Source organism: Rhizobium quercicola, from assembly GCF_021168455.1.
In the GTDB taxonomy this organism is placed as follows: Bacteria; Pseudomonadota; Alphaproteobacteria; order Rhizobiales; family Rhizobiaceae; genus Ferranicluibacter; species Ferranicluibacter quercicola.
Window position 1 is genome coordinate 59,975 of record NZ_JAJOZR010000011.1, and the last position, 15,157, is coordinate 75,131.

13 protein-coding genes and 1 other RNA gene are annotated in these 15,157 nt (G+C 64.5%); all 14 read left to right on the plus strand.

Annotation, left to right across the window (positions count from 1 at the left end):
- The first annotated feature begins 82 nt into the window (after window positions 1-82).
- The 14 genes from LRX75_RS17095 to ftsW all read left to right on the plus strand — a co-directional run bounded on the left by LRX75_RS17095 (window position 83) and on the right by ftsW (window position 14,957).
- Complete coding sequence (locus LRX75_RS17095) at window positions 83-790, plus strand: J domain-containing protein (RefSeq protein ID WP_231815898.1); 708 nt, start codon at window positions 83-85, stop codon at window positions 788-790.
- A complete protein-coding gene (locus LRX75_RS17100) occupies window positions 787-1,551 on the plus strand; it encodes an N-acetylmuramoyl-L-alanine amidase (protein WP_231815899.1) in 765 nt (254 codons plus the stop codon). Before LRX75_RS17095 ends, LRX75_RS17100 begins: the two co-directional genes overlap by 4 nt.
- Before the next feature lie 204 nt (window positions 1,552-1,755).
- Window positions 1,756-2,388 (plus strand): lytic transglycosylase domain-containing protein, encoded by a 633-nt coding sequence (locus tag LRX75_RS17105; protein WP_231815900.1) that lies wholly within the window; start codon window positions 1,756-1,758, stop codon window positions 2,386-2,388.
- A 48-nt stretch (window positions 2,389-2,436) separates the two neighbouring features.
- Window positions 2,437-3,618, plus strand: a complete 1,182-nt coding sequence (locus LRX75_RS17110; protein ID WP_231815901.1) for an NAD(P)/FAD-dependent oxidoreductase — start codon at window positions 2,437-2,439, stop codon at window positions 3,616-3,618.
- Between the two features lie 64 nt (window positions 3,619-3,682).
- Window positions 3,683-4,085: RNase P RNA component class A (gene rnpB, locus LRX75_RS17115), an RNA gene on the plus strand.
- Window positions 4,086-4,523: 438 nt separating this feature from the next.
- Window positions 4,524-4,964: a division/cell wall cluster transcriptional repressor MraZ gene (gene mraZ / locus LRX75_RS17120; RefSeq protein WP_231815902.1), complete on the plus strand. Its 441-nt coding sequence runs from the start codon at window positions 4,524-4,526 to the stop codon at window positions 4,962-4,964.
- A gap of 14 nt (window positions 4,965-4,978) precedes the next feature.
- Complete coding sequence (gene rsmH / locus LRX75_RS17125) at window positions 4,979-6,004, plus strand: 16S rRNA (cytosine(1402)-N(4))-methyltransferase RsmH (protein ID WP_231815903.1); 1,026 nt, start codon at window positions 4,979-4,981, stop codon at window positions 6,002-6,004.
- Window positions 6,005-6,007: 3 nt separating this feature from the next.
- A complete protein-coding gene (ftsL, locus tag LRX75_RS17130) occupies window positions 6,008-6,412 on the plus strand; it encodes a cell division protein FtsL (protein WP_231815904.1) in 405 nt (134 codons plus the stop codon).
- Window positions 6,412-8,163: a peptidoglycan D,D-transpeptidase FtsI family protein gene (locus LRX75_RS17135; protein WP_231815905.1), complete on the plus strand. Its 1,752-nt coding sequence runs from the start codon at window positions 6,412-6,414 to the stop codon at window positions 8,161-8,163. Before ftsL ends, LRX75_RS17135 begins: the two co-directional genes overlap by 1 nt.
- 64 nt (window positions 8,164-8,227) lie before the next feature.
- Window positions 8,228-9,721, plus strand: coding sequence for a UDP-N-acetylmuramoyl-L-alanyl-D-glutamate--2,6-diaminopimelate ligase (locus tag LRX75_RS17140; RefSeq protein ID WP_231815906.1), 1,494 nt, complete (start codon window positions 8,228-8,230; stop codon window positions 9,719-9,721).
- Window positions 9,722-9,725: 4 nt separating this feature from the next.
- Entirely contained in the window at window positions 9,726-11,162 is a 1,437-nt protein-coding gene (locus LRX75_RS17145) for a UDP-N-acetylmuramoylalanyl-D-glutamyl-2,6-diaminopimelate--D-alanyl-D-alanine ligase (RefSeq protein WP_231815907.1), read from the plus strand.
- Between the two features lie 74 nt (window positions 11,163-11,236).
- Window positions 11,237-12,337 carry a phospho-N-acetylmuramoyl-pentapeptide-transferase gene (mraY, locus tag LRX75_RS17150; RefSeq protein WP_113148991.1) on the plus strand — a complete coding sequence of 367 codons (1,101 nt, stop codon included), beginning with the start codon at window positions 11,237-11,239 and terminating at the stop codon, window positions 12,335-12,337.
- 4 nt (window positions 12,338-12,341) lie between these two features.
- Window positions 12,342-13,730, plus strand: coding sequence for a UDP-N-acetylmuramoyl-L-alanine--D-glutamate ligase (gene murD / locus LRX75_RS17155; protein WP_231815908.1), 1,389 nt, complete (start codon window positions 12,342-12,344; stop codon window positions 13,728-13,730).
- A 72-nt stretch (window positions 13,731-13,802) separates the two neighbouring features.
- Window positions 13,803-14,957: a putative lipid II flippase FtsW gene (ftsW, locus tag LRX75_RS17160; protein WP_092934414.1), complete on the plus strand. Its 1,155-nt coding sequence runs from the start codon at window positions 13,803-13,805 to the stop codon at window positions 14,955-14,957.
- Window positions 14,958-15,157 lie beyond the last annotated feature (200 nt).

Below are 15,157 nucleotides of genomic sequence, written 5' to 3' on the forward strand. Positions count from 1 at the left end.
ATGTGCGACGCTTTAGTCCAGACAATCACCGCCGGACGAAACGGGCCTGAGACAGGCCGGACAAACGGGAAAGAACATCCTCATGTCGATCTGGGATCGCCTCATCGGAATCGTGACATCGACCGGCAATGCGCTGTCGGGTCTCGTCGAAGCGATCCGGACGCTGTTCGAGGGCGACCCGGAAACACGCCGCAAGGTGGCTTTTTCCGTGGCCATGATCGCGCTGTCGGCCAAGATGGCAAAGGCCGATGGCGTGGTGACGGAGGCCGAGGTCTCGGCGTTCCGGCAGATCTTCAAGTTCCCGGAAGATCAGGCGCAGAACGTCGCCCGGCTCTACAATCTCGCCCGTCAGGACGTCGCGGGTTACGAGGCCTATGCCGAGAAGCTGTCGGGGCTTTGCGTTTCAGGCGAAGCCAATTGCCCGGTGCTTGAAGATATCATCGACGGACTGTTCCATATCGCCAAGTCCGACGGGGCGCTGCACGAGAAGGAGCTCACCTTCCTGCGCCGCGTCGCCGAGATCTTCGGCATGGACGATGTGAAGTTCGAGACGATCCTCTCGCGGCATGCCTATCTCGAAGGTGTCGATCCCTATGCGCTGCTCGGCGTGTCGCGCAAGGACGACTTCTCGACCATCCGCCGGCGCTACCGCGTTCTCGTCTCCGAGTATCATCCCGACCTTCTGGTCGCCCGCGGCGTTCCGGCCGAGCAGTATGCGTCGGCAAACGACCGGATGGCCGCGTTCAACGCCGCCTATGCGGCGATCGAGAGAGAACGTCGCGCCGCATGAGCCTTTCCGTCTGCGACTTTCCGAAGGCGCGGTTCGTCGCCTCGCCCAATCACAACGAGCGGCTGGGCGTGTCCGGTCCCGATATGATCATCCTGCACTATACCGGCATGCCGACGGCGGCCGGTGCGCTCGACTGGCTGTGTCGCGAGGAGAGCCAGGTTTCCAGCCATTACTTCGTGCATGAGGACGGCCGGGTGGACCAGCTGGTCGCCGAGGACCGGCGCGCCTGGCATGCCGGAAAGAGCGTCTGGAAGACCGAGACGGACATCAATTCCCGCTCGATCGGCATCGAGATCGTCAATGCGGGACATCCCGGCGGATTGCCGGATTACCCCGCGGTCCAGATCGCGGGGGTCGTCGAACTGTGTCAGTTTTGTGTCGAACGCTGGTCCATTGCCCCCGAGAGGGTGCTGGCCCACAGCGATATCGCCCCGGTCCGCAAGGTCGATCCAGGGGAAAATTTCCCCTGGAAGAACTTGTATGAAAACGGCGTTGGCCACTGGGTCACGCCGGCGCCCGTCGGCGGCGGACGCTACTTTCAGCGGGGCGACCACGGCCAGCCCGTCGAAGCGGTTCAGAGCATGCTGTCGCTCTATGGCTATGGCCTTGAGGTGACTGGCGAATTCTGCGAGCGGACGCAGGGCGTCGTGGAGGCTTTCCAGCGGCATTTCCGACCGAGCCAAGTCGATGGAATCGCCGATATTTCGACGCTCGACACCTTGCATCGGCTGCTCGGTTCGCTGCCGCAGTTCGCGCGCTGACGATCACCGTCACATTTACCGTTTCGCAGCATTTTGCTGCATCGCCATATCATGACCATGTTCCACACGGATTTTGACGCCGTACCGAGGGCGGGGTCCTGAGGGTTGCGTACCGTTCCCCGCTGATGACCATGATCATGGATCGGACGAGGCCGGGGCGGGGCGTCCGCTGGCTTCCCGATCCCAGCGGAGATTACAAAATTCATGAGACGAACGACTGTCGTCCAGGCAGCCGCCTGCTTTTGCGTGCTTTTTTCGGGGGTTCAACCATCATTCGCCGGCGCTTTCGCACCGGTCGTGCCGGCACCGGAAGCCGCCTACCAGACCGCTTCCACAGAACTTTCCTTTCAATCCTCACCGACGAGAACAGCCTCTCTCGAGGACGTCAAAACGTCCGAGATGACGCGTTCGCTGCCCGATATCGGGCGCACGCTCGGCTTTCCGCTGACCAGTTTCGAGATGGACGCGCCGGCCTATTCCGGTCTCATCGCCACCTATGCGCAGGCCTTCGGCGTGCCGATCGATCTGGCGCATGCCGTTATCCGGGTCGAGAGCAATTTCAACCCGAAGGCGCGCGGCAGCGCCGGTGAAATCGGGCTGATGCAGATCAAGCCGGCGACGGCGCGGATGATGGGGTATGACGGCAGCCGGGCAGGGCTGTTCGATCCGGAAACCAACATCAAATTCGGCATGAAGTATCTCGCCAAGGCGCATCGGCTCTCCGGCGGCTTCACCTGCGGCACCATCCTGCGCTACAACGCCGGTCATGGCGCCACCCGCATGAACCCGGTCTCCCGGCGCTATTGCGGCAAGGTCCAGACTCTGCTGGACTCGTAAAGGCGAGGGCGGAGCCCCCGTTCGAGATGGTGCAGTCCGGAGATGACGATGAGCGCAACGTTCGACACGATCGTGATCGGCAAGGGTATGATGGGCGCGGCCGCCGCGCGCCATCTGGCGGTGAGCGGGACGAGCGTCGCGCTGATCGGCCCGGACGAGCCGCGTAACTGGGCCACGCATGAGGGCGTCTTCTCCAGCCACTATGACAATGGCCGGATCACCCGCACCATCGACAGCGACGGCGACTGGGCGCGCATGGCCCGCCGCTCCATCGAGCGCTATCACGGGATCGAGACCCGATCCGGCGTTGCCTTCTATACCGAGGTCGGTTGCCTGATCGCGGCGGCAGACGGGGGTGCGTATCTGCGCAACGTCGATGCCGCTGCACGAGGGCTCGACGTCCCCATCGCCCGGATGGCGAAGACCGACCTGCAATCGCGCTTTCCCTATTTTTCCTTCCACGACCATGAGAGCGGAATTTTCGAGGCGCGCGCTGCCGGGCATGTGAACCCGCGGGCACTGGTGGCCGCAGAGACCGTCTGTGCCGCCATGGCCGGCGCGTCCGTCATCAGCCACGTGGTGACCGGCCTTGCCGAGACCACGGACGGCGTAACGGTGACGACCGCCGATGGCGCCGCTTACCGGGCGCAGAAGGTGCTGGTGGCGACCGGCGGGTTCGCGCTGTCGGACAGGCTCCTGAGACGCAGGCTTGCCATGCAGGTCATGGCGCGCACGGTTCTCTTCGCGGAAGTTGCCGAGGCGGATCGGGAGCGCCTGTCTCTCATGCCGTCGCTCATCCGCAACGGGCCGACGGAGGCCGAAAGCTTCTACCTTCTGCCGCCGATCCTCTACCCCGACGGCAAGACCTACATCAAGATCGGCGGAGACCCGGACGATCTTGCGCTCGGCGACGAAGGGGCGATCCGGTCATGGTTCCGTAGTGGCGGACGCGGCGAGGCCGCGGCCCATCTGGCGCGGCATCTTGCCGATATCCTGCCGGACCTCGCACCGGTCTCCACGCATTTCTCGCCGTGCGTCGTCTCGCTGACGCAGAGCGGCTATCCCTATATCGGCTATGTCGAGTCCGACCGTGTCGCGGTTCTTGCCGGCGGCAACGGCATGGCGGCGAAGAGCTGCGACGAGATCGGCCGGCTCGGGGCCTCGCTGATCCTTGACGGTGCGGTGGACGACGACGGCTACACGCAGTCTTTCGCGCCGATCTTTGCCTGAGACGGCTACGTCCGCTCGTGGATATCGCTGGCCAAGGCCGGAAGTCTCCGCTATCAGGGCGCTGCCAGTCGGCCGGGCAGCCGCTCTCCGCTATGACCGAAAGGTTGCGGGGGGAGGAAAGTCCGGGCTCCACGGAAAAACGGTGCCGGATAACGTCCGGCGAGGGCGACCTCAGGGACAGTGCCACAGAAAGCAAACCGCCCGCGTCTGACGCGGGTAAGGGTGAAAGGGTGGGGTAAGAGCCCACCGCGCGTCTGGTAACAGGGGCGGCACGGTAAACCCCACCGGGAGCAAGACCGAATAGGGATGACGTGGGAGCCGCAAGGCTGCCGGCCTGTTCCGGGCCAGTCATCCGGGTGGGTTGCACGAGGCGGCGCGCGAGCGTCGTCCCAGATGAATGGCTGCCACGTTCCGGTCCTCAACCGGCCGGAGCCATACAGAACCCGGCTTACAGGCCGACTGGCGCTTTTTCCCTCCCTACCATTCCTGCGTGCGATACCGCGTATCGGCATGCCCGCACATTTCGTCTATGTCGCTGTTCTCTCAAGCATTTGAGCGTTTCCGAATGCTGCCTGCGGTATTTCGGGACTGTTGGAACGCGCTTTGTAAACAAAGTCTTGCCGGGGACGTCGTAACCATTTGTTAAACTTAACAGTCTATCAATGAGGGGTGGAGGCGGCCCCTCCAGCGACCCAAATCCCATTGACCCCCATATGGTCCCATGCTATCCCAATCATGCACTGCACAGGGGTCGTTGACGGCCCGATCATCGCGAGTTTGGTGGTTGCCCCGACAGGGGTTTTGGAACGGGCCTCTCGCCCGGCGGTGGCGTATTGTGTCTGCTTCCGGGGTTGCTTGCGGGCGTTTGCCGTCGGCGCATTGGATGAAAACGGCTGTCGCGCGTCATGAACCGCTTTCTCTCGCATGCCACGAACCGTATCGATGCGAAGGGACGGGTCTCCGTTCCCTCGTCGTTTCGCGGCGTGCTGGCGAAGCTGGATATCCGGGAGCTATACTGTTTCCAGGATTTCGTGTTCCCGGCCATCAGTGCGGGCGGACCGGAATTGCTGGACCGTTTCGAGCGGCAGATTGCGGGCGAGGATCCGTTTTCGCCGCAAGCCAACGAGATGTCGCTCCTCATTCACGGGGGCGGGGTCTTCATGAAGCTCGACCAGGAAGGTCGGTTGATGGTCACGGATTTCATCCGCGACTTCACCGGCATCACCAACGAGGTGACTTTCGTTGGCCGGGCGGATCACTTTCAGTTATGGGCGCCGCAGGTGTTTCAGGAAGCACAGGCGGCGGCACGTCAGGAACGCAGGTTGCGAGGTCTGCGCCCCGGCTAGCATGGAGAGACGGAATGGTGGCGGATCTTGGCGACAGTGCAACTGGAGCCGATGGCGGACCGGTCCGCCACATTCCGGTTCTTCTCCCAGAGGTTTTGAACAGTCTCCAGCCGGGACCCGGCAAGACGATCCTCGATGGCACGTTCGGTGCCGGCGGGTACACGTCGGCGATTCTCGAGGGCGGCGCCGATGTGATCGCGCTCGATCGCGATCCGAGCGCGATTGCTGCCGGGCAGGCCCTCGTTGCGGCGAGCGCCGGTCGGCTCACCCTCGTGCACGCGCAATTTTCCGAGCTGGCCCGTCATGCGCCCGAAGGCGGGCTCGATGGCGTCGTGCTCGATATCGGCGTGTCCTCAATGCAGATCGACGAGGCCGATCGCGGTTTCTCGTTCCAGCGTCGCGGTCCGCTCGACATGCGCATGTCGAGCCATGGCGTGTCCGCGGCCGATGTCGTAAACCGCGCGAAGGTCGGCGATCTCATCCGCATCTTCGGGTTTCTGGGCGAAGAGCCGCAGTCGGGCCGCATCGCGCGCGCCATCGAGAAGCGCCGGGCGGACACCCCGTTCGAGACGACGCGCGATCTTGCCGGGCTGATCGAGGTGGTGACCCCGCGCAAGGCCAAGGACAAGATCCATCCGGCAACCCGCGTCTTCCAGGCGCTGCGCATCTTCGTCAACGACGAGCTCGGCGAGCTGGCTCAGGCGCTGTTTGCCGCCGAGCGCGCGCTGAAGCCCGGCGGGCGGCTGAGCGTCGTCACGTTCCACTCGCTCGAAGACCGGATCGTCAAGAAATTCTTCCAGGACCGCGCCGGCAAGGCATCGGGCTCGCGTCATCTTCCCATCATGCACGAACGCCCGGCAACCTTCGCACCAGTTGGTAAGGCGATGATTGCTGCCAGCGAAGACGAATCATCCAGGAATCCGCGCGCCCGCTCCGCCAAGCTGCGGGTCGGGGAACGCACGCATGCTCCAGCCGAGGCCGCCGACATGTCGATTTTCGATCTGCCAGACCTTGCAAGTCTTTCGAAGCTGGGAGGCTGACGCATGCTGAGAACGCTCGATATCGTGCTGATCGTCGTCATGACCGCTGCGGCGACCGTGACCTATACGATCAAGCACAAGGCGGAGAACAAGCTCGAGGAGGTCCGCTCGCTCGATGCGCAGATCAAGCTCGAGGAAGACACGATCGATCTGCTGCGGGCCGACTGGGCGCTCCTGACCCAGCCGAACCGGCTCGATCGTCTCGTCAAGGCCTATGACAAGGACCTGCAGCTCGTTCCCACCGATCCGACGCAGCTTGCGCATCCCGAAGAGCTGCCGATGCTGAAGGCCGATGTCCCGCCGCCCGAAGAGAAGGACAGCAAGGGCAAGAAGAAGGCCGCCCCGGCCGTCGCATCCAGCGAAAGCCGGGAGACCGACGAAATCTCAACAGGTTCGGTGGCGCGCTGATGTCGTTTCTTTCCCGCATCATGGTCGTCAAGAGCAAGGCGCATTTCTCTGCCGGCGGCAACAATCACCCCGGCGACCTTTCGCGCGGCGCACCGTTCGAGGGCATCCGCAAGCGGCGTGGCAACCAGGCCCGCAGCCGCGTCGCCATCGTCATCGCCGGCTTCTCGGTCGTCTATTGCGTCATCGGCGGGCGCCTGATCCAGTACGGTTTCGCCCAGCCCGAGACGGTGTCGAGCATCGGCCGCGCCGACAATCTGATGGCCTCGCGGCCCGACATTCTCGATCGCAACGGCCAGATTCTGGCAACCGACATCCGCACCGTGTCGCTCTTTGCCGAGCCGCACAAGATCGTGGATGCGGACGAGGCCGTCGAGCAGCTGGCGACCGTGCTGCCCAACCTCAACAATGCCGACATCTACAACAAGCTGAAGTCCAAATCGCGCTTCCAGTGGCTGCGCCGTCAGCTGACGCCGAAGCAGCAGAGCGAAATCCTCGCGCTCGGCATTCCCGGCATCGGCTTCCGGCCGGAGAAGCGCCGCTTTTATCCGGGCGGCGTCACCGCATCGCATGTCGTCGGCCACGTCAATGTCGACAATCGCGGCATTGCCGGCATGGAGCGCTGGATCGACAATCAGGGCCTTGCCGATCTCGCCGCCATCGGCATGACCAGCGATGCAAAGCTTGAGCCCGTGCGCCTGTCGATCGACCTGCGCGTCCAGAACATCATGCGCGATGTCGTCGTCGATGCGATGGCCAAGTTCAAATCTCTGGCCGCCGGCGGCGTCGTCATGGACGTGAAGACCGGCGAGATTCTCGCCATGGTCTCCTATCCCGACTACGACCCGAACAAGCCGGCGGACGGCGCCAAGGAAGGCTGGATGAACCGCATGTCGAACGGCACGTTCGAGATGGGCTCCACCTTCAAGTCGTTCACCACGGCCATGGCGCTCGACAGCGGCAAGGTCAAGCTGACGGACAGCTTCGACGCGCGTTTCCCCATTCGCATCGGCGGCTTCACCATCAAGGACTTCCACGGCAAGCATCGCGTGCTGACCGTGCCGGAGATCTTCCAGTATTCGTCCAACATCGGTACGGCCAAGATGGCGGATATCGTCGGCATCGACGCGCACAAGGAGTTCCTGACGCGGATGGGCCTTCTGACGCGGATCCCGACGGAACTGCCGGAAATCAAGATGCCGAGCCAGCCGAAGGTCTGGAAGAAGATCAACTCGATCACGATCTCGTTCGGCCACGGCGTCTCTACCACGCCGCTGCAGACAGCGGTCGCCGGTGGCGCGCTGATCAACGGCGGCAAGCTGATCGAACCGACCTTCCTGCCGCGCTCCATCGAGGAGGCCGCTGCCGCCTCCACGCAGGTCATCAAGAAATCCACCAGCGACGATATGCGCTACCTGTTCCGCTGGAACGGTGTTCACGGATCGGGCCGCAACGCCCGCGTTCCCGGCTTCAACGTCGGCGGCAAGACGGGCACGGCCGACAAGGTGGTCAACGGTCGCTATTCGAGTGACGCCAACTTCAACGCCTTCCTCGCCGGCTTCCCGATCGACGATCCGCGCTATGTGGTGCTGACCTTCATCGACGAGCCGAAGACGGACAAGGGCAACGGGGCGGCGCTGGCCGGCAACACGGCGGCGCCGATGGTGCATGACATCATCAGCCGGTCCGCGCCGCTTCTGGGCGTCGAGCCGAAGTTCGGCGCCGACGGTTCCGCCTTGCTTGTGGCGTATTGAGCGGTAAAGGACGGTCACGCGGCCGTGATGGCCCGAGGGAATCGTGTTGGGAAAAGTGCAATCGATGAAGATCAGTGACCTAGCGACGCTTGCGAACGGTAACGATGGGGCAGGCACGGTCCTGCCTCCAGGTCAGGCCGATGCCGATATCGGCGGACTGACGGCCGACAGTCGCAAGGTTTCGCCCGGCACTCTGTTCGTCGCCGTTCCCGGCAACAAGGCGAACGGCAGCCTCTATGTCGATGATGCCGTGTCGCGGGGCGCGGTGGCTATCGTGACCGAGGACGATCTCGGCCCCGATCTTCCCGTGCCCGTCCTTCGCGTCGCCTCGACCCGCGCGTTTCTGTCTCTGGCCGCCGCACGTTTTTACGATGGGCAGCCGGAAACGATGGTCGCCGTCACCGGCACGGCGGGAAAGACCTCCGTCGCCTCGTTCACCCGCCAGATCTGGGCGCATGCCGGACTTGCCGCTGCGATGATCGGCACGACCGGCGTCGTTGCGCCCGGTCGCAACGATTATGGTTCGCTCACCACGCCCGATCCGGTCTCCCTGCACAAGCTGCTCTCGGAACTGGCCGCGGCCGGCGTCACGCACGCGGCCATGGAAGCCTCCAGTCACGGGCTCGACCAGAGCCGGCTCGATGGCGTGCGCCTGTCGGCCGCCGCCTTCACCAATCTCGGTCGCGATCACATGGATTACCATCCGACGATCGAACACTATCTCGGCGCCAAGATGCGTCTGTTCGAAGCGCTGCTGCCCAAGGGCGCGCCGGCCATCATCTTCTCCGACGACGAGTGGTCGGATGCCGCGATCCGGGCCGCGAAAGCCGCCGGCAGCGACGTGCGCACCGTCGGCCGCAAGGGCGACTATCTCGCCCTGAAGCGCGTCGAGCATTTCCGCCACAAGCAGATCGCCGAAGTGCATGTCGATGGACGCATCTTCGAGGTGAACCTGCCGCTCGCGGGTGACTTCCAGATTTCCAATGCCCTGGTGGCCGCAGGGCTTGCTTTGTCCACAGGCGTGGATGCGCCCACGGTGATGCTGGCGCTCGAAAAACTGCAGGGTGCTCCGGGCCGGCTGGAACTCGTGGGTCAGACGCCGGAGGGCGCGCTGGCCTATGTCGATTATGCTCACAAGCCGGACGCTCTGGCGCAGGTCCTCTCCTCCGTCCGCCCCTTCACGACCGGACGCGTCGTCACGGTGTTTGGCTGCGGTGGCGACCGCGACAAGGGCAAGCGGCCACTGATGGGTGAGATCGCGCGCCGCTTGTCCGACATCGTCATCGTGACAGACGACAATCCGCGCTCCGAAACGCCAGCGACGATCCGCAGCGAGATCCTGGCCGCAGCACCCGGCGCGACCGAGATCGCCGACCGTGCGGAGGCTATCCGCCATGCCGTGGGAATGCTCGGCCCCGGAGATACGCTGATCGTTGCCGGCAAGGGGCACGAGCAGGGACAGACGGTCGGCGCGGTCACGCTGCCCTTCTCGGATCATGCCGAAATTCGCAAGGCTCTTGGTGTGCAGCCGACCGCGCGCCAGGAAACGGGAGGCTGACGACATGGGTTTTCTCTGGACGAGCGCCGACCTGATGGCGGCCATGCATGGGCGCCCCGTGGGCAACCTGCCGCAGGGCATTACCGGCATCTCGATCGACAGCCGCGCCATGGGCAAGGGCGAGGCTTTCTTCGCCATCAAGGGCGACCGGGTGGACGGGCATGACTATGCGGGCCTCGCCATCGCCAATGGTGCCGCGCTTCTCGTGGTCAGCGAAGGCAAGCTGCCGGCGCTCGGGCGCCTGATCGCGCCGATGATCGTCGTGGACGACGTGCTCGCGGCCATGGTCCGGCTCGGCTGCGCGGCGCGCGACCGCAGTGCGGCCAAGATCATCGCGGTCACGGGCTCCGTCGGCAAGACGACCACCAAGGAGATGCTGCGGCATGCGCTGTCGCCGAGCGGCCGCGTGCATGCGTCCGTCGCCTCCTTCAACAATCACTGGGGCGTTCCGCTGACGCTCGCGCGCATGCCCGAAGCCACGGACTACGGTGTGTTCGAGATCGGCATGAACCACCCGGACGAGATCCGGCCGCTGGTGCGCATGGTGCGCCCGCATGTCGCCGTGATCACCACGATCGCCCCGGCGCATCTCGGCAATTTCCGCGATCTCGACGAGATCGCCACGGCGAAGGCCGAGATCATGGAAGGGCTGGTCGATGGCGGTCATGTCCTGCTCAACCGCGACAATGCGCAGTTCGGCACGCTGGAAAAGGCGGCCGCCATGCTCGGCGTCTCCAACGTCCACAGCTTCGGCGTCGATCAGCGCGCCGACTTCCGGATGATCGAATATGCGGCAACGCCGGAGGGCGGCACGCTGTGGGCGATGATCGATGGCCGCACGCTCGAGATTCCGCTCGGGGCGCCCGGGCGGCACATCGCCGAGAATGCGCTGGCCGTGCTCGGCGCGGCGAGCCTTGTCGGCGCGGACCTCGAGACGGTGATATCGGCGCTCGCGACGCTGCAGCCGGAAAAGGGCCGTGGCGAGCGCCATCGCCTGTCCGTGGGCACGGGCACGCTGACATTGATCGACGAGAGCTACAATGCCAATCCCGCCTCCATGCGCGCAGCCATCGCCCTTCTCGGCGAGGCGGAGACCGGCATTGCGGGCGGACGGCGGATCGCCATTCTCGGCGACATGCTGGAAATGGGCACGCATTCCGCGCAGGCCCATGCGTCTCTCGCGGCTCCGCTCCTGCAGCAGGGCATCGACACGGTCTGGGTTGCCGGACCCGAGATGACGCATCTGCGGGATGCCCTGCCGGAGACGGTCTCCGTCGTGCATTGCGATGCGGTCGACGATCTGCGCAATCACGCGGTCGCCTCGGTGCGCGCCGGCGATGTCGTCATGATCAAATCCTCGAAGGGAACGGGCTGCGGACGGATCGTCCAGGCGCTTCTCGATACATTTCCGGCGCAGGCCGAAACGGAGCGAGCGCTCTAGCGCGCGCTTTTCATCAACGATCCTCTCCGGTTGCGAGGGGGTGTCGACATCGAATTCTCGGGGAAGGGTCCCTCATGCTCATCTGGCTTGTCGAACTGGCGGACCATTTCCAGTTTTTCAATCTGTTCCGGTACATCACCTTCCGCACCGGTGCGGCGCTCTTCACCTCGGCCATGATCGTCTTCCTGTTCGGTCCGAAGATGATTTCGTCGCTGCGCGTGCGTCAGGGTCGGGGGCAGCCGATCCGCGCCGACGGACCTCAGACGCATTTCAAGAAGGCGGGCACCCCGACGATGGGCGGCCTGATGATCCTGGCCGGTATCGTCGTCTCTTCGCTGCTGTGGGCCGACCTCTCCAGCGTCTATGTGGTCTCGACCCTGCTCGTCACGCTCGGCTTCGGCGCCATCGGTTTCTACGACGACTATCTCAAGGTGACGAAGCAGTCCGACAAGGGCTTTTCCGGCAAGGCGCGCCTCGGGATCGAGTTCGCGGTCGCCGCCGTCGCTGTGTTCTTCATGATGCGTTCGGCGATTTCGGCGGGCACGGCCGGCTCGACGTTCGGCTCCTCGCTGACGTTCCCGTTCCTCAAGGATTTTACGCTGAACCTCGGCTATTTCTTCATCCTGTTCGGCGGCTTCGTCATCGTCGGCGCCGGCAATGCGGTGAACCTGACGGACGGGCTCGACGGTCTCGCCATCGTGCCTGTCATGATCGCGGCGGCGTCGTTCGGCGTCATCGCCTACCTTGCCGGCAACGCGGTGTTCGCGAACTACCTGCAGATCCATTTCGTGCCCGGCACGGGGGAGTTGGCCGTCATTCTCGGGGCGGTGATCGGGGCGGGGCTCGGTTTCCTCTGGTTCAACGCGCCGCCTGCTGCCATCTTCATGGGCGACACCGGGTCGCTGGCGCTCGGCGGTCTCATCGGTACCGTCGCCGTCGCCACCAAGCACGAGATCGTCATGGTCATCATCGGCGGCCTGTTCGTCATGGAGACCTTGTCCGTCATCATCCAGGTCTTCTGGTTCAAGCGCACCGGCCGCCGCGTGTTTCTCATGGCGCCGATCCACCACCATTTCGAAAAGAAGGGCTGGACGGAAAGCCAGGTCGTCATCCGCTTCTGGATCATCGCCGTCATTCTGGCGATGGTCGGTCTCTCCACGCTGAAATTGCGGTAAGCCGATGATCCCGGTCACCACGCTCAACGGGCGGCACGTCGCCCTTTTCGGTCTCGGAGGCTCCGGGCTTGCGACCGCGCGCGCGCTGGTGGCCGGCGGCGCCACCGTGACGGCGTGGGACGACAATGCTGAGAGCGTGGCGAAGGCGGCGGCCGAGGGTATCGGCACGGGCGATCTGCGGCAGGCCGACTGGTCGGCCTTCGCCGCCTTCGTCCTGTCGCCCGGCGTGCCGCTGACCCATCCGACACCGCACTGGACGGTCGATCTCGCGCGCAAGGCCGGGGTCGAGGTGATCGGCGACGTCGAGCTGTTCTCGCGCGAACGACGGGTTCTTTCGCCCGAGGCGCCGCTGATCGCCATTACCGGCACCAACGGCAAGTCCACGACGACGGCGCTCATCGCGCATATCCTTGCCGCCAGTGGCCGCGACACGCAGCTCGGCGGCAATATCGGCACGGCGGTGCTGACGCTCGATCCTCCGACGGAGGATCGCTTCTATGTGGTCGAGTGCTCGTCCTACCAGATCGACCTTGCGCCGTCGCTGGAACCGACCGCCGGCATCCTCCTCAACCTCACGCCCGACCATATCGACCGGCACGGGACGATGGAAAACTACGCGGCGATCAAGGAACGCCTCGTCGCTGCGAGCCGGACGGCCATCATCGGCGTGGACGATGCCTGGTGCGAGGCGATTGCGGATCGCGTGGCGCTCGCCGGTCGTGCCGTCACCCGCATCGCGCGTCACCGGTCGCTGGGCGACGGCTACTTTGCCCAGGACGCCGCCGTGATGCGCGCCGAGGCCGGCCTTGCGGAGGTCTTTGCCGATCTCTCCGGCATCGCGACCTTGCGCGGCAGCCATAATGGCCAGAACGCGGCAGCGGCGATCGCCGCCTGCCTTGCGGTCGGCGTGTCGAAGGCGGACATTCTTGCGGGGCTTGCCTCTTTTCCCGGGCTGAAGCATCGCATGCAGCCTGTCGCCACGGTCGGCGACGTGACCTTCGTCAATGACAGCAAGGCCACCAATGCGGAGGCGGCAGCGCCGGCGCTGTCGAGTTTCGAGCGGATCTACTGGATTGCCGGCGGCGTGGCCAAGGAAGGCGGGATCGCGTCACTGTCGCCGTTTTTCCCGAAGATTGCCAAGGCCTATCTGATCGGCCGTGCCGCCGACGATTTCGCGGCAACGCTCGGCGATGCCGTCCCGTTCGACCGGTCGGAGACGCTGGAGAGGGCCGTGGCCGATGCCGCGGCGGACGCGGCGCGCGACGGGTTGACGGCCGCCGTTCTGTTATCACCGGCTTGCGCAAGCTTCGACCAGTACAGAAACTTCGAGATGCGCGGGGATGCGTTCGTGGCCCATGTGGCCGCTCTTCCCGGCGTGACCATGCTGATTTGACGGCCGTGGCGGTTTTGCCGCCGCGGTTCGACGGTTTACGGCGCGACGGCGCTCTTTGACGAGGATGATGACATGGTGAGTCGTGCGGAGCGTGGCCCTGTGGCCGACTGGTTCTGGACCATCGACAGGTTCTTCCTGGCGACGTTCATTCTGTTGATGGGCATCGGCTTCATGCTGTCCTTCGCCGCGAGCCCTGCGGTCGCCGAACGGCTGGGGCTCGACAGCTTCCACTTCGTGAAGCGTCAGGCGGCCTTCCTCATTCCGTCGCTGATCGTCATGATCGGCCTGTCGTTTTTGACGCCGCGTCAGGTCCGTCGCACGGCCATCGTCATTCTCGCCGCGTCCATCGCGATGATGATCCTGGCGCTGTTCTTCGGCGTCGAGATCAAGGGCTCGCGCCGCTGGTTCTCCATCGGCCCGATTGGCATCCAGCCGTCCGAATTCATGAAGCCGGCCTTCGTTATCGTCTGCGCCTGGCTCTTCTCCGAACACGCCCGCCAGCCGGAAATTCCCGGCAATCTCTTTGCGATCCTGCTTTACGGCATCGTCGCCACGCTCCTTATCGCCCAGCCCGACCTCGGGCAGACCATCCTGACGACGGCCGTCTGGGGCGGCATGTTCTTCATGGCGGGAATGCCGTGGCTCTGGATCGTCGTTCTCGGCGGTTCGGCCGTCGGGGGTCTGGTCGTCGCCTATACGCTGCTTCCGCACGTGGCCGGCCGTATCGACCGGTTCATGACCGGCGAAGGCGACACGTTCCAAGTGGACACGGCGCGCGAAGCGATCATCCGCGGCGACTGGCTGGGGCAGGGTCCCGGCGAGGGCATCATCAAGCGGATCATCCCCGACAGCCATACCGACTTCATCTTCTCGGTCGCGGCCGAGGAGTTCGGCATCGTGTTCTGCATGGTGATCGTCGCCATCTTCTCGTTCCTCGTCATGCGCGGCCTCAGCCATGCGTTTCGCGAGCGCAACGACTTCAACCGGTTCGCGGTTGCCGGCCTCGTGCTGCAGATCGGCATCCAGTCGATCATCAATGTCGGGGTCAATCTCGAACTGCTGCCCGCCAAGGGCATGACGCTGCCGCTGATCTCCTATGGCGGGTCTTCGATGATCGCGATCTGCGTCACCGCCGGCTTCATTCTGGCTCTCACCCGCCACCGCCCGGAAAAGCGCGCTCTGGAGCGCAGTCTGTTCCGCACCGGTGCGCCCGTCGCTGCGGAGTAGGATCACGGCATTCCATGCGCGCTTCTCCGGGGTGTCGATCATGACATGACAGCGTCGCGCGTCCCTCCGACACGCGACGCTGTGGCACTTCAAGCGGCTGCAGAATGGGTCAGGAAACCGGTCCCGATTTCCGACATTATGCGCTAGAACATTTCGTCCGTGCTTTTTTGACACATCTTCGCTGCGCAGGTTTGCGCAAC

Coding starts and splice junctions, on each gene's coding strand:
- LRX75_RS17095 (WP_231815898.1), top strand. CDS start 83: ATGTCGATCTGGGATCGCCTCATCGGAATCGTGACATCGACCGGCAAT.
- LRX75_RS17100 (WP_231815899.1), top strand. CDS start 787: ATGAGCCTTTCCGTCTGCGACTTTCCGAAGGCGCGGTTCGTCGCCTCG.
- LRX75_RS17105 (WP_231815900.1), top strand. CDS start 1,756: ATGAGACGAACGACTGTCGTCCAGGCAGCCGCCTGCTTTTGCGTGCTT.
- LRX75_RS17110 (WP_231815901.1), top strand. CDS start 2,437: ATGAGCGCAACGTTCGACACGATCGTGATCGGCAAGGGTATGATGGGC.
- mraZ (WP_231815902.1), top strand. CDS start 4,524: ATGAACCGCTTTCTCTCGCATGCCACGAACCGTATCGATGCGAAGGGA.
- rsmH (WP_231815903.1), top strand. CDS start 4,979: ATGGTGGCGGATCTTGGCGACAGTGCAACTGGAGCCGATGGCGGACCG.
- ftsL (WP_231815904.1), top strand. CDS start 6,008: ATGCTGAGAACGCTCGATATCGTGCTGATCGTCGTCATGACCGCTGCG.
- LRX75_RS17135 (WP_231815905.1), top strand. CDS start 6,412: ATGTCGTTTCTTTCCCGCATCATGGTCGTCAAGAGCAAGGCGCATTTC.
- LRX75_RS17140 (WP_231815906.1), top strand. CDS start 8,228: ATGAAGATCAGTGACCTAGCGACGCTTGCGAACGGTAACGATGGGGCA.
- LRX75_RS17145 (WP_231815907.1), top strand. CDS start 9,726: ATGGGTTTTCTCTGGACGAGCGCCGACCTGATGGCGGCCATGCATGGG.
- mraY (WP_113148991.1), top strand. CDS start 11,237: ATGCTCATCTGGCTTGTCGAACTGGCGGACCATTTCCAGTTTTTCAAT.
- murD (WP_231815908.1), top strand. CDS start 12,342: ATGATCCCGGTCACCACGCTCAACGGGCGGCACGTCGCCCTTTTCGGT.
- ftsW (WP_092934414.1), top strand. CDS start 13,803: ATGGTGAGTCGTGCGGAGCGTGGCCCTGTGGCCGACTGGTTCTGGACC.